Below are 13,394 nucleotides of genomic sequence, written 5' to 3'. Positions count from 1 at the left end.
CCGCATGACAATCGTTATGGATGAAATTTGTCTTTATTATAGTCGATCGACCATTTTTTGGCAAGCCACCTTTTGGCGGAAGACTTCCACTTTTTCGGCCGTTCCGTCTCGGGAGCCAAACGATGAAGCAGCGGGGCCAATCGGTCCGCCAGCTGTTCGCGGACGTCCGCCTCGTCGATCAGCAGCTTCCCGCTCCATCTCGCGCCGACGTTCCGCTCGTACGGAAATTCGGGCACGACCGCCGCCGGACGCACGGAAAACAGCTTGAAGAAGTCTGGCAAACGAACGGCCTCCGGCATCCGGTTCGCGACCCATTCGACGCGTCCTTCGCCGGCGCAGGCATTCAACCGCCGCCAATTGTCCGCCGCCGACACCGAGCGCAAGCCGCCCGGATCGGGAGCGGCTACCGCGACGACGACGTCGGACACGCGGAACAACGCTTCCGCGGCCGCCGGAGGCGCCGATGACGGCACGTCGAACACCGCGACTTCGCCTTTCGTCTCGAACAATGTCTTATAGAGCATAGCGACGTCGAAGCTGCCTTCCGCTTCCGTCTCGCGAAAGCCGACCTGCCACACCGCGTCGCCTTCCCGCCACTCGCCTCCGCTTCCCTTCGTTTCGGCCAGCATGCGCAAAAAGCCGTCGCTTTCCGACCAGGGGAAGGCGACGTACGACGTTCGCCTTCGCCGCTCGGACGCCAGCCTCGCGATCGCCGCGGCGAGGAACGTCGCGCCCGCCTTCGGAAACAATCCGTACACCGTTACGATGCACCGGCGCCCCGAAGCGGGCGGCGGCGACGTCGAGGCCGCGGCCGGTCCCGCGGCGCCCGCCTTCCCTCCGGACGCGAGCAGCGCCTCTTTCGCCGCGCCGGCGTCCGGAAACCGTTCCTCCGGATCTTCCGCCAGCAGCCGCCGGAGCGCCGCCGTCAATCCTTCCGGCAGCGCATCGTTCCACTCCTCGATCGGCTGCTTCGTAAAATTGTAAAATTGCCCTCCGCTCAGCAAAAAATAAAGCATGCTGCCGAGCGAGTACAGGTCGGCGCGGTGATCCGTCTGCCGGCCCGCGAGCAGCTCCGGAGCGGCGAAGCCGACCGACCCGACGTGCACCGTATCCGACGATTTCCCTTCTTTGTACGTACGGGCGATGCCGAAATCGATCAGACGAACGCGGTCGTCGGGACCGACGATGACGTTCGACGGCTTGACGTCCCGGAAGACGATCGGGCTGTCGAGCGTATGCAAATAGCCGAGAAGGTCGCAAAGCTGCGCCCCGTAATGCACGACCGTCGTCCACGGCAGCGCGTGAGCGTGCGCGGCGGAGCGCTGCAGCAGCGTCTCCCCTTCCAAATAGTCCATGACGAGACAGCCGTGGCCCGCGTCGTCGACGCTGAAATAATCGACGATCCGAGGCAAGGAAGGATGCTTCAGCGACGTCATGATCGCCGCTTCCTTCTCCGGCTGCGACGGATCGCGGCCGTCCCGCGGCACCCATTTGAGCGCCCATTGCTGTCCGGCGAGCCGCAAATCGTCCGCCAAATAGACGCGGCCCATGCCGCCTTCCCCGAGCCTGCGCACGATCCGGTAGCGCCCACCGACGACGTCGCCCGAGCGGAACGGTTCTGTACGATCCTGTTCGTCCATGATGTCCCCCCTTTCTCCACAACTTGCCGCAAAACAAAAGCAGACCGGCGCACGGGAAGCCCGTACGCTGGTCTGCTAAAAATAAGTATAATTGGGGCCCGGCCCAACGTCAATCCCTGTCTTGATGCGGTTCGTCCGGACCGATTCGTTCGCGCGCGCTTACCGCTTCCGCCACAAGCACGTCAGCTCTTCTCGGTTGTGGAACAGCTGCTTCGCCTTGACGAGCTTCGCTTCAGGCTCCATGACGGCGGTCACCTCGCGCAGCGTGGCGAACGCTTTGCCGTGCATCAGCTTCACCGTCGTCAGGACGAGCCCGTCGCGCGACACCGAAGGCAGCAGCCGCTTCACGAGCTCGGCCATCCGGATCGGGTCCCAGCTCATGTCGCTGACGAGCAAGTCGAACGAATCCGGCTCGAACTTGACGTCGGCGGCGTTCTTGCGCAAATACGTAAAGCCGTGCTCGCGCATGAGCGACGGATGCATGTCCGCCGGATCGACCGCGGTTACGCGCAGCCCTCGCTCCAGCAGAAACGAAGACCAGCCGCCCGGCGCGGCCCCGACGTCCAGCGCGCTGTGATAACGGTCGAAATCGATGCCGAACACGTCTTCCGCTTCCATCAGCTTGTATTTCGCGCGGGAGATGTCGGCGTCTTCCTTGCGGAAATGGATCGCGCCTCCCGACCACGAAGACAGATTCTCTTCCGGCGTCGACCAACCGATATATGCCGCTTCGCGCGCCAAATAGACGGACACGACGTATTCCATGTCGCGCACGACCGGAATGGCGCCGTGCGCGTTCGTCAGCGCCTCGTCGGCGACGCGCTTCACGTCGATCGGCTGGATCGGCGCTTTCGGCGTCTGGGGCGCCTCCGCCTTGCGCGCCTGCACCGCGACCTTGCAGCCGCGCAGCGGCGCGTCGGCTTCCGCGACGACGGAGCGGATCGCGGCCAGCAGCTCGTCCGCGTCTTCGCCGATCGGAATCACGCGCATCGCCGGCTGCACATGTCTAACGAAAATCGGCTCCTGCTCGCGGATGCGCCGGATCGCCTCTTCTCTCGAGACGTCCACCTCGAACCGGAACACGTCGCCCGGCGACAGCGATTGCGTCTTCGCGCGGCCGAACAGCCGCTGCAGCTCGTTCGCCGCCAGTTTCCCGAAGCCGCGGTTCGACGTCGCGATCCACGTACTGGATCCGCCTTCGGAGCTTTGTTCTATCGTCGTTTCACTCGAATCCAAGGACGTTCTCCCTCCCATTCCAGCGCGACCGGCACGTCGTACGCTTCCTCGATCGTCGCTTCGGTGAGCACCTCGCGCTTCGGTCCCGCCGCCGTCAGCCGGCCGTCCTTCAGCAGCGCGACATGCGTGAGCGCCGGCACGATTTCTTCCATATGGTGCGTGACGTAGAGCAGCGTCGTCTCCGCCGCGATGTCGTTCACAACCTCCAAATATTGCTCCCGCTGGTATAAATCGAGACCCGAGCACGGCTCGTCCAACACAAGCAGCTCGGGCTCGCCCATGAGCGCCCGCGCCAGCAGCGCCTTCTTCCGTTCGCCCTGCGACAGCGTGCCGACGGGGTTGTCGGCGAGCCGCTCGAGGCCGAACTGCCGCAGCCGCGCATAGGTGCGCTCCTTCAGTTCCTCCGGAATACGCTCATAAAACCGCAAATTCGCGCTTTCTCCGGTCGCGACCGCTTCCCACAGCGGATCTCGCGGCGTCAGCTTCTCGAACAGCGATTGGCTGATGTATCCGATCCGCTTGCGCTGTTCGCGCAAGTCGACCCTGCCGTACAAGGCGCCGAGCACCTCGACCCGTCCCTTCGACGGGAATTGATATCCGTTCACGATTTCGAGCAGCGTCGTCTTGCCCGAGCCGTTCCGCCCGAGCAGCGCCCAATGCTCGCCCTTCTCGACCTGCCAATTCACTCCGTCCAAAATCGTCCGTTCCTCGCGAATAAACGCGACGTCCGTCAGCCGAATCATCGTTTCTCTTCCCCCCGCACATCCATCTCGTAGGGAAGTGTATCGCTCGGGCGAACGAATTGCAAGCAAATGCCGATTTACGCGAGCGTTCGGACGAATTCGATTTCCGCTTGATGCGAAGACTCGACCGGGACGGGCGTCTCGAGCACGACCGGCAGCGCGGCGAACTCGCTCGAACGCAGCAGCTCGGCCAGCGGTTCGGCCCCGATCGCTCCCGCGCCGATGTTGGCGTGCCGGTCGCGGCGCGCCCCGGTCGGGTACACGGAATCGTTCAAATGGAGCGCCTTCAAATGCTCCATATAACCGATCGCGCGGCCGTTCTCCAGCAGCTCCCGCCAGTTGTCGCCGTTCCATACTCCGCTCGCGAACAGATGGCACGTATCGAGGCAAAAACCGATTTTCTCCGGATAAGCGGTCAATTGGCGTATGCTGACGTGCTCTTCCATCGTCGCGCCGATGCTCGTCCCTTCGCCGGCTTGGTTTTCGATGAGCAGCAGCGCGCTGCCGTTCCAGCCGTCGAGCGTTTCGTTCAGCGCGGAAATGATGATTTTATATCCTTCCAGCGGATCTTTGCCGCCCTTCCATTTGCCGAAATGGACGACGACGCCGACAGAGCCGCACGCTTCCGCGATTTCGAGGTCGTTGCGGAGCGAGCGGATCGTCGGCTCCCGCAGCGCGCCTTCGGCCGCAAGGTTCGTCGCGTACGTCGTATGCGCGATGCTGCGAATGCCCCGCTCCCGGCACAACGCGGCGCAGGCGGCCGCGTCGGCGGCGCTGAAGTCTTTAATGGCGAGACCGCGCGGATTTTTCGGAAAATATTGAAACGCCGTCGCCCCGATCGCGGCCGCCGTCTGCGCGGCGCCCGAATAGCCGTGCTTGATGCTGATATGACAGCCGACATGCCTCAATTTCGTCATGGCGGCACCCCCTAACGCTGACAGCGGTCGCAATAAAACACTTTGCGGCCGCTGCTTTCGGTTTTGACGATCAAGCTCCCGCATCGGTAGCACGGCTCGTCCCCGCGATCGTACACCTTGCAGCGATCGTTGTAGCCGCCCGTCAGCGCATCCCCCGCGAAGAACGGCGATTCCATATAACCGCCGTAGCGAATCGCTTCCGCGAACGTCGAATGCATCGCGGTGAACAGCGTTCGCAGCTCCGCGGCGGCGATGTCCGCCATCCGGCGCAGCGGCTTGATCGCGGCGGCGAAGCACATTTCGTCGGCGTAGCAGTTGCCGATGCCGGCGATGACGCTTTGGTCGGTCAGCGCCGTCTTCAGCGCCCCGCGCGAACGCCGCAGCGCCGCCGCGAACTCCTCCGCCCCGAAGCCGGCGTCGAGCGGATCGGGGCCGAGCTTCGACAGCTTCTCCGTCAGCTCGGCCTCGTCGTAAATATGTAAATACCCGAGCCGCAGCCCGTGGAAAAACAGCTTCCGCTCTCCGAACGAAAGCGTCACCTGCGCCGTTCGGTCCGGCGCCTCCTCCGTCGTTCCGTAAAACATCGAACCGCCGAGCATCAAATGCAGCAGCAGCGTATCGCCGTTGTCAAGGCGGAACAGAAGCATCTTGGCGCGTCGGTCGATGCGCTCGATCGTCCGGCCCTGCACGCGTTCGATAAATTGGTCGACGGGCACGTTCACCGTCCGTTCGCGCCCGACCTCCGCCGCGGCGACGGCGCGCCCCGCGATGCGTTCGTTCAGTTGGCTTCGATACGTCTCCATCTCCGGCAGCTCCGGCACGGCGATCCATCCTCTCAAGTCCGTTTGGATTAGATTGCCTGCCGACCTGCCGGATTATGCCTCGCTACAATGACGTCGCGCCGCTTTTCCGTGCGAGCCGCTCCTTGCGCTTGCGCAGCTCGCGAAGCAGCTCGCGCAGCCGCGCGTCGCCGCCCGCGCGCGCGAGCGACAGCCGCTGCTCCGCGAGCCGCAGCGCTTCGTCCGTCCACTGCAGCGCCGCGTTCACGTCCTTGATCCGGTGCTCGTACGCGACGGCGAGCTCGATGTACGGCTCGAGCCGGGCGGCGAACCGGCCGGCGTGCTCCTCCGCGATCGCGCGCCACAGCCGCACCGCGTCGTCCCACCGCTTGCGCCGCTTGTAAAACTGCGCCGCCTCTTCCCACGCGTCGCTCGCATCGATCGCCGGCCGGCGCGCGAGCGCGTCGACGGCGGACACCGCCTCCGCCTCGAAACCGAGCCGCTCGTACCACAGCGCGAGCCGAATAAGCTCGGCCGCAGGCAGCGCATCGAGCTCCACGCGAGCGTCCAGCAGCCGGCCGAAATGGATCGCGAGCGCGAGCAGCGTGACGATATCCGTCTCGTTATGGCGCACGACGCCTTCCAGCACCGACACGTCGCGCTCTGCGAGATATTGGAAATAGAGCGCCGGCGCCATCGATCCCGGGACGTCGTCCACGCGAAAGACGCCTAGCTTCGCCTCCTCGACCGCGCCGAGGCGGACGGACGGCATCGTCGTCCGCCACAAGCTGCGCGACGGGTACAAGAAGTCGAAATGCGCCGGATCTTTCGGCTGCGGCATCCGGTGCAGGACGTACCGGTTTTTGACGAGGGGCCAGTCGAACGTGCGGCCGTTGTACGTCACGAGATGCGTGAACCGCGGCAGCAGCTCGGAAAGCATGCCGAGCATCGCCGCCTCCTCGCCGGGATGGCGAATCAAATATTGCCGCACCGTAAACCCGCCCGGCGTCCACCAGCCGGCGCCGATCAGGAACGGCACGTTGCCGGCTCCTTGGCCGAGCCCCGTCGTCTCCGTATCGAGGAACAACAGTCCTTCCGGCTCGACGACGCGGCCGGCAGGGTCGAGCCGCGACAAAGCGCCGCCGAGCTCGCCGAGGTCGGCGACCGCGAAGTCGCCGTGCCGATGCGCTGCGCCGTATACGGCGTCGCGGACGAGACAGGCGCCCTCCGGCCCCGGGCGCAGCTCGAAGCCGAGGCGCGCCCATTCCTCCGCTTCAGGCTCCTGTTGCGGCGCCGGGGCCGCGGGCCGCTCCTTCTCGCCGCCGCCCGCGCTGCGCGTCAGCCGGCCGAGCCGCTCCCGCAGCCCGCCGCTCATGCGCGCCCCGCCATCCGGTCGACGAGCTCGAGCGCGAGCGATTTGCCGAGCAGGCCGACCTCTTCGATCGGGCCGACGCACGCCGGACAGCCGCTCAGGCACGAGCAGCCGGCAATGATGCGCCGCGCTTCCGCGAGCAGCTCGCCGTGCGTCTCGAACAGCCGCTCGGCGAGTCCCACCCCGCCGGGATACCGGTCGTAGAAAAAGATCGTCGGCCGCTTCGACTGCTTCGCCTTCACCTGCGGCACGACGCGGATGTCGAACGGATCGCACATCAGCCACAGCGGGGCGATGTGAATGAGCACGTTCGAAAGGCCGAGCAGCGCGAACTGCAGGTCGTTCGCCGTCTTCATGCCGCCGAGCTCGTCGTCGAACGTAATCCAATACGAGCTCGTATGCAGTTCTTCCTCCGGCAGATGGATCGGTCCCGCGCCGATATTTTCATGCGTGCGCATCTTGATTTTTTTGAAAATCGTCGCTCTCGCGTTCACTGTCACATCTCCGTAATGCGTCGTGTGTCCGGCGCCGCCCGGGCGCGAACGGTCCTCGTGCAGGATGTTCAGATCGACCGCCAAATTCGCATCCGTGAAATAATCGACGTCGACCTCGCGCACGTACGCCTTTTTCTCCTCGTAATCGAGCTTTTCGACCTGGTATTGGACGCCTTCGTGAATGTAAATCGCTTCTTCATGGACGAGCGTCGGCGCGCTGAATCGGTCGACCTCGCCGATGACCCGGTGCTCATGCGTCATGTCGATGATGATGATATTTTCCTGAGCCGCGGTCCGCAGCGAAATGTTGTTCGCCGGAAAATGCTGCTCCATCCAAAAGTATTTGCCGCCGTTGCGATGCAGGACGCGCTCCTCGACGAGAAACTCGAGCAGATCGGACAGCTTCTCCTCTCCGAACGTATCCCCTTCCTGAAAAGGAAGCTCGTACGCCGCGCACTTCACATGGTCGAGCAGCACGAGCAAGTTGTCCGGGTGGATGCGCGCATGCTCCGGCGTCCGCTCGAAGAAGTAGTCCGGATTTTGGATCACGTACTGGTCCAGAGGATTGCTGCTCGCGACAAGGAACGTGACGGCCGTTTCGTGGCGGCGTCCGGCGCGGCCGGACTGCTGCCACGTGCTCGCGATCGTTCCGGGGAAGCCGTTCAATACGCAGGCCTGCAGCTGGCCGATATCGATGCCGAGCTCGAGCGCGTTCGTCGACACGACGCCGCGAATTTCGCCGTTGCGCAGCCCTCGCTCGATTTCCCGCCGCTGCTTCGGCAAGTACCCGCCGCGGTAGCCGCGGATCGTCTTCGGCCCGAGGTCCTTGCGTACGAGATCCTGCAAATATGTCAGCAAAATTTCGACCCGAACGCGGCTTCGCGCGAACACGATCGTCTGAATGCCCTGCTTCAGCAGCAACGCCGCAAGCCGCTGCGTCTCCAGCACGCTCGATTTGCGGATGCCGAGCTGCTGATTGACGACCGGCGGGTTGTAGAACACGAAGTGCTTCTCCCCCGACGGCGCGCCGTTGTCGTCGATCAGCTCCATCGGCTCCCCGATCAGCTTCTCGGCGTGCTCCTTCGGGTTCGCGATCGTCGCCGACGCGCAAATGAACTGAGGCTTCGAGCCGTAAAACGCGCAGATGCGCTTCAGCCTGCGGATGACGTTCGCGACGTGGCTGCCGAATACGCCCCGGTACGAATGCACTTCGTCGATGACGATAAATTTCAAATTTTCGAACAGCTTGACCCATTTCGTATGATGCGGAAGAATCGCGGAGTGCAGCATGTCCGGATTCGTCACGACGATATGGCCGGCGTTGCGAATCGCGGCGCGGACCGTCGGCGGCGTGTCGCCGTCGTAGGTGTGCGTCTTCAGATCGACGCCCATCCGGTCGACCGTCTCCTGCAGCTCGGCGACTTGATCCTGCGCGAGCGCCTTCGTCGGGAACAAATACAGCGCTCGCGAGCTGTCGTCCTCGAGCAGCTGCTGAATGACGGGCAAATTGTATGTAAGCGTCTTGCCGGAAGCCGTCGGCGTCACCGTGACGATGTGGCGCCCCTTCCGGATCGCGCGGAACGCCGACGCTTGGTGCGTATACAGCTTCGTGATGCCCTTCTCTTCCAGGGCGGCGCGCAGCTCCGGCCGAAGCCCTTCCGGAAATTCGGCGTACTTCGCCGGCCGGGGCGGCAGCGTCCGCCATTCGGTCACGTTCTTCATAATTTCCGGCGTCGATTTTATAAGTTCCAAGAGCTCCTCCATCGAGGAGACTTTGCCTGTTAAACGGTTCATGCCGATTTTCCCCCACTCGAATGCATGAATCCATTATACCAGAATGTACGTTCGGTTGGTAGGGATAAATGACCCGCTCCGTCGGTGTTCCGGCCAATGAAAAATCCCCTCCGGCATCGGACGATATGGGCCGAATGCCGCGAGGGGATCCTGTGGGGGTCAATCGTTTCGGCGTACCGCGCCGCGGGCATTTCCCGACTCGAAAGTCGAAACGGCGCGAGGCCGCGGCGTGGCGATGTCCAAACGAATCAACTGTTGTCGAAATTGTTAGAATACTTTGTCGATTATACGTTTTGCGTTGTCGCTTCCTGCGGTTTCCCGGGAAACTATCCTTGTACGCCCGTATCCGCGCTGTCGTCGTAATCGTACCGGAACCCGTCCGCCGGCGGTCCCATCGTTGTCTGAGCGTCGACGTCGTGCATTTCCTGCAGCTTGCCGAGCACCGTCTGGTACGTCGTCACCTTGTGGTAATCCGCGCCTTGGTTGATCGCCTCGCGCAGCGCCTGCTCGATGACGGCCATGTCGTATCGGTTGAATTGCATGCGAATGAAGCCCCCCTGTGGTAAATGGTAAGGTAATGGGTAGTGTTCCCAAAGGCTTCGTTTCTATTACGGTCTCCGGTCGGTTTCGGTTCGGCTGCGTTCAACCGGCTCCGGGAACCCATGCATCCACGTCGTATCCTCGCTCTTGCCAATACCCGATATGTCCGGCATCGATCAGCTCGATGCGCTCGAGCCATTTCACCGATTTGTACGCATACATGCGCGGCACGATCAATCTTACCGGCCCGCCTAAGTCTTCCGGAATCGGGCTGCCGTCGATCAAAGCCGCGACCATAATATCGTCCGCCTCCGCTTGCTCGAGCGACAGCGCGTCCGTGTAGACCCCGTCCCCCGAATAAAACTTCACGTATTTCGCCCCCGCCCCTACGCCCGCCGACGCCAGCAGCTCCTTGAGGGGAATTCCTTCCCATGTCGCGCGATAAACGGACCAACCGGTCACGCAGTGGAAATCGCTTACTTGAACCTTCCTCGGCAGCTCCGCGAACGTTTTCCAATCGAAGGAGAGCGGTCGGTCGACGAAGCCGTCGATCGTGAACTTCCATGCGGACGCGTCGAATTTCGGAATCGGCGCGACGGTATAAATGCGGAATTGGCCTTCCGCACCGCCCCCGATCGGCGGTTTCGATTCGGGCAGCGGCACGAGCAGCTCTTGACCGTTCCCGGCGGACGCCGATCGCGAAGCAACCTCCGCCGCCGTCATGCCGCCCGGTTCGCCGACCCGCCTCAGCCATCGGTATGCGAGAGGACCGGCGATCAGCGCGGCGGCCGCCGCGACTCCGGCCTTCACCAATGCGCGCCGGCTTCCGTCGTATCGATCGAAGCTCCGCTCCGCCGCTTCTTCCTCCTTCGAACGGGCAGCCGCCCGCTCTCGGACCCATCGGCTCCGCGTCACGGCATGGAATATCGCATACGGAACGCCGATCCACGTCAGCCAGTCATGCATGCGCAGCGCGAAGGACGTCGCCCCGGGGGGCATCGACCGCTCCAGCCATAGGATCACGCCGGACGCGCTCCACCCGAGCAGCAGCAGCAGCACGATCGCTAAATTCGCCGTTTGCGCAGGCTTCCCCCGCAAGCGCTTCGCGTGTTTCGGAAGGAACGGCAAATACAGCAGCACCAGCGCAATCGAAACGAGGCCGGCCCAAATATGCCCTTCCTTCAGCGCGACCCGCACCGGAGCGGTCGCGCCCCGCAGCGCCGGCAAATACAATACGATTCCCGAAACCGCCAACCCGAGCAGCAGCCACGCGTTCCACGCGTGAATCGTTTTCAGCTTTCGTCCCGTCCGACTCGTATACGATTTGAGCGGCCGCACCGCCATCCCCCCCCAAACTATTAATGTTTTTAATATTTAATACAATGAAATTTTAATCAGATAAATCGAATCTGTTCAGAGAAACCCCTTTGGGCAAATTTTACCTAATAAAGAGCCGCCTGACTAGCGTTCCTTCCGGAACTTTCCCGCAACGGCAATAGGCGACCCGCCGAAGCGAATCGCCCTATAACGCCGGCTTCCGGCGAATTATCCTTCCCTCTTAATGACCCAGCCCGTCCCCGGAACCGTCGTCCCGCTGTCGTCGATCTGTTTCGCAATGTCGACGATCGACGTCGTTCCCCCGCCGGTCTCGATCGTCGAATTGCCTTGCATTATGGTAAAATCGCCGCCGGAGGCGACGATGCCTCCCGTCGAGATCGTGACGTTGTTATGCGCCGTGAAATTCGTCTCCACCAGAAAATCGCCCGCCGTCGCGGTCAAGGTGGAGTTGTTTTTCACGACCATGCTGCCCACCGAAACGTCATGTGTGACTGTGAGCTTGACGCTGTTTTCCAGCGAAAATTGATTTTGCACCGTCAAGGTATCTGCGCTGATTTCAACCGAATTGGCCGTCTGCAAGTAGTTCATCGATCCGGCGTAGAGGTCGCCGCTAACGTCGATCTTTAAGGCATTGTTCCCGCTGACGCTTCCTTTGACGAACATGTCCCCGTATTGCCCTCCGACGCTGTATACCGTCATCGACGAATTCGCGCCGTCGAACAGCACGTTCGTCCGCACGAGCAGGCTGCCGTACACGGTGACGTCGGCCTTTTTCGAATATGTTACGCTGTCCGCAATCAGGATAACCGGAGCCGACGACGAACCGTACACGACGTTTTGATCGATTCTGAGGGCGCCCATCTTCAGCACGATCGGCGGCGGACTCGTCACGCCCTCGTCGTACAGCGCGAACGTTCGGTTCACTTCCTCGGCCTTCGCATCGATTATGTTACCGATAATCGTCTCAAGATTCGCGATCGTTTGGTCGACGGCGATCGTTTGCGGCACGCCGGCCGCCGTTTTGTCCGTTTGGACGAAAATGCCCGAATACTCCTCCGGCACGGCGTATCGCCCTTCGTCATCCGGAGCCGGTCCCGACGAAGGGGCGGTCGGAGGCTTCAGAGCGTAAGCAACGGTTTTTGATCTTTCTAGTACATCCGTTCCGACCCTGGCGATCGCTTGGACCTGGTATTCGCCATCCCCGTCCGGATCGTCGTCGAACGTAATGCTGACTTTTACTTGAGCCCCCTCGGGCGTCAAAAAAGCAACCTCGTTCAATCCCTTATATTGCCTCACATACGCTACCGGGTCGGTCCCATGTTCGTCCCTGTCATACTTGTATAAATACGCGAGAAACGTCTCCATCGCGCTGACGGCCAGCTGCGACGCGGCCAACGCATTGCCGTCGGTCTTCCGCCGCAGCGTTTCGTTCGAGGTCGCCGCCAAAATCGCCGGCGTCACGATCATCAGCACCAGCGCGATCATGGTGACGTACATGAGGGAGGCGCCGCCCCGTTCGTTCCGTATCCGGTTCATGGCCGCGCCTCCTTCGGTTTAATTCGCCCCGTTCTCGTCGAGCAATTTCACGATTCTTCGCTCGGGTTGTAACGACGTTCGCGTTACCCCCGCATTCGTTACCTGCGCGATCTGGAACGCCGCCTCGATCTCGATCAATTCGCCGTTGCTTGCCGCTGTGCCGGAATCGACTCCCTGAATCTCGAAAACGATTGAGTCCAAGTTACCCCCGAGCGGCATAGGCGCCGCATACATCCCCGGGCGGCTCGTCAACGATACCGTTCCGTCGGTAAAACGCGAGGCATCGCCGAAACGATATACCGTAACGGTCCCGGTAGTCTCGTCGAAAACGGCGGCTTTGTAAACGACGGAAACTCCGTCCCCTGTAACGTATCGAATTTCTCCCAGTGCGTCGAAATAAACGGCCCGACTCGCGCTCCCGAGCTCCGCGGCGAGCGCTTGCATCGTCCGGTCGACGTCGGCTCGATCCGCGGCGCGCTGTCCCGACGTCGCGAACCAATGGGAGACGGAGCCGAGCACCGTCGTGGCGGCGGCCAGCACGATCGCGCCGATCACAAGCGAGGCAAGCAGTTCGATGAGCGTCAGGCCGCGCTCGTTGCGCAGCGGCCGCATCATGGCCCGCCCTCCCACGACACCGTTACGGTGACGACCTCGGGCTGTCCCCCGAGGAGCGCGAACGCTTGCAGCGAGACGTGCCGCGAACCGAACGCGGAAGTCTCGTACTGCACGTTGCCGACCGAAGCGCTTTGGATGTAGACCGCGTAGCCCTGCGTCGTCGACGCGTACGGCAGTGACGGACTCGGATCCTCAAGAAGCAGCGCTCTCCACTGATGAAGCTGCTCCTCCGCGATCCGCCGCGCCTCCTGCTGTTTGTCGGCTTGCCGCCCCGCCAGCGCGGAATAACCGGATACGTTCAAGAAAACGATGACGACGACGCTGAGGACAAGCATCGCCGCCACCGCTTCGATCAGCGTGACCCCGCGTTCGTTGCGTATCGGCATGCCC

The 13,394-nt window shown here is 62.5% G+C and carries 12 protein-coding genes; all 12 read right to left on the bottom strand.

All coding sequences use genetic code 11. From position 1 onward, the window contains the following. Nucleotides 1-14: 14 nt before the first annotated feature. Nucleotides 15-1,640 carry a serine/threonine-protein kinase gene (locus tag VE009_RS26860; RefSeq protein WP_325013163.1) on the bottom strand — a complete coding sequence of 542 codons (1,626 nt, stop codon included), beginning with the start codon at nucleotides 1,638-1,640 and terminating at the stop codon, nucleotides 15-17. A gap of 159 nt (nucleotides 1,641-1,799) precedes the next feature. Beyond that, complete coding sequence (locus VE009_RS26855; protein WP_325013161.1) at nucleotides 1,800-2,876, bottom strand: SAM-dependent methyltransferase; 1,077 nt, start codon at nucleotides 2,874-2,876, stop codon at nucleotides 1,800-1,802. Next, a complete protein-coding gene (locus VE009_RS26850; RefSeq protein ID WP_325013159.1) occupies nucleotides 2,852-3,619 on the bottom strand; it encodes an ABC transporter ATP-binding protein in 768 nt (255 codons plus the stop codon). Before VE009_RS26850 ends, VE009_RS26855 begins: the two co-directional genes overlap by 25 nt. A gap of 77 nt (nucleotides 3,620-3,696) precedes the next feature. After that, the gene (locus tag VE009_RS26845) at nucleotides 3,697-4,536 is read right to left on the bottom strand and encodes a deoxyribonuclease IV (RefSeq protein WP_325013157.1); all 840 of its coding nucleotides are present in this window, start codon (nucleotides 4,534-4,536) and stop codon (nucleotides 3,697-3,699) included. Nucleotides 4,537-4,547: 11 nt separating this feature from the next. Next, nucleotides 4,548-5,357, bottom strand: a complete 810-nt coding sequence (mutM, locus tag VE009_RS26840; protein ID WP_325013155.1) for a bifunctional DNA-formamidopyrimidine glycosylase/DNA-(apurinic or apyrimidinic site) lyase — start codon at nucleotides 5,355-5,357, stop codon at nucleotides 4,548-4,550. A gap of 64 nt (nucleotides 5,358-5,421) precedes the next feature. Next, nucleotides 5,422-6,690 (bottom strand): ribonuclease H-like domain-containing protein, encoded by a 1,269-nt coding sequence (locus VE009_RS26835; RefSeq protein WP_325013153.1) that lies wholly within the window; start codon nucleotides 6,688-6,690, stop codon nucleotides 5,422-5,424. Then, nucleotides 6,687-8,975 carry a DEAD/DEAH box helicase gene (locus VE009_RS26830; RefSeq protein ID WP_325013152.1) on the bottom strand — a complete coding sequence of 763 codons (2,289 nt, stop codon included), beginning with the start codon at nucleotides 8,973-8,975 and terminating at the stop codon, nucleotides 6,687-6,689. Before VE009_RS26830 ends, VE009_RS26835 begins: the two co-directional genes overlap by 4 nt. Nucleotides 8,976-9,301: 326 nt before the next feature. Then, the gene (locus tag VE009_RS26825; protein WP_325013150.1) at nucleotides 9,302-9,517 is read right to left on the bottom strand and encodes a hypothetical protein; all 216 of its coding nucleotides are present in this window, start codon (nucleotides 9,515-9,517) and stop codon (nucleotides 9,302-9,304) included. A gap of 100 nt (nucleotides 9,518-9,617) precedes the next feature. Next, entirely contained in the window at nucleotides 9,618-10,859 is a 1,242-nt protein-coding gene (locus VE009_RS26820; protein ID WP_325013148.1) for a molybdopterin-dependent oxidoreductase, read from the bottom strand. A gap of 201 nt (nucleotides 10,860-11,060) precedes the next feature. Further along, the gene (locus tag VE009_RS26815; RefSeq protein WP_325013146.1) at nucleotides 11,061-12,389 is read right to left on the bottom strand and encodes a hypothetical protein; all 1,329 of its coding nucleotides are present in this window, start codon (nucleotides 12,387-12,389) and stop codon (nucleotides 11,061-11,063) included. Between the two features lie 18 nt (nucleotides 12,390-12,407). Beyond that, on the bottom strand, nucleotides 12,408-13,004 hold the full coding sequence (locus VE009_RS26810; protein ID WP_325013144.1) for a PulJ/GspJ family protein: 597 nt from the start codon (nucleotides 13,002-13,004) through the stop codon (nucleotides 12,408-12,410). After that, nucleotides 13,001-13,390 (bottom strand): type IV pilus modification PilV family protein, encoded by a 390-nt coding sequence (locus VE009_RS26805; protein ID WP_325013142.1) that lies wholly within the window; start codon nucleotides 13,388-13,390, stop codon nucleotides 13,001-13,003. The genes VE009_RS26810 and VE009_RS26805 overlap by 4 nt, the downstream gene beginning before the upstream one ends. Nucleotides 13,391-13,394 lie beyond the last annotated feature (4 nt).

Origin of the sequence: Paenibacillus sp., assembly GCF_035645195.1 — a bacterium.
In the GTDB taxonomy this organism is placed as follows: domain Bacteria; phylum Bacillota; class Bacilli; order Paenibacillales; family YIM-B00363; genus Paenibacillus_AE.
Note: the sequence above shows the minus strand (reverse complement) of the source record. Positions and strands in the feature narration are given on the sequence as shown.

Excerpts from the sequence above, each read along its gene's own strand:
- VE009_RS26850 (WP_325013159.1), bottom strand. The coding sequence starts at position 3,619 with ATGATTCGGCTGACGGACGTCGCGTTTATTCGCGAGGAACGGACGATT.
- VE009_RS26820 (WP_325013148.1), bottom strand. The coding sequence starts at position 10,859 with ATGGCGGTGCGGCCGCTCAAATCGTATACGAGTCGGACGGGACGAAAG.
- VE009_RS26835 (WP_325013153.1), bottom strand. The coding sequence starts at position 6,690 with ATGAGCGGCGGGCTGCGGGAGCGGCTCGGCCGGCTGACGCGCAGCGCG.
- VE009_RS26825 (WP_325013150.1), bottom strand. The coding sequence starts at position 9,517 with ATGCAATTCAACCGATACGACATGGCCGTCATCGAGCAGGCGCTGCGC.
- VE009_RS26805 (WP_325013142.1), bottom strand. The coding sequence starts at position 13,390 with ATGCCGATACGCAACGAACGCGGGGTCACGCTGATCGAAGCGGTGGCG.
- VE009_RS26810 (WP_325013144.1), bottom strand. The coding sequence starts at position 13,004 with ATGATGCGGCCGCTGCGCAACGAGCGCGGCCTGACGCTCATCGAACTG.
- VE009_RS26860 (WP_325013163.1), bottom strand. The coding sequence starts at position 1,640 with ATGGACGAACAGGATCGTACAGAACCGTTCCGCTCGGGCGACGTCGTC.
- VE009_RS26830 (WP_325013152.1), bottom strand. The coding sequence starts at position 8,975 with ATGAACCGTTTAACAGGCAAAGTCTCCTCGATGGAGGAGCTCTTGGAA.
- VE009_RS26815 (WP_325013146.1), bottom strand. The coding sequence starts at position 12,389 with ATGAACCGGATACGGAACGAACGGGGCGGCGCCTCCCTCATGTACGTC.
- VE009_RS26845 (WP_325013157.1), bottom strand. The coding sequence starts at position 4,536 with ATGACGAAATTGAGGCATGTCGGCTGTCATATCAGCATCAAGCACGGC.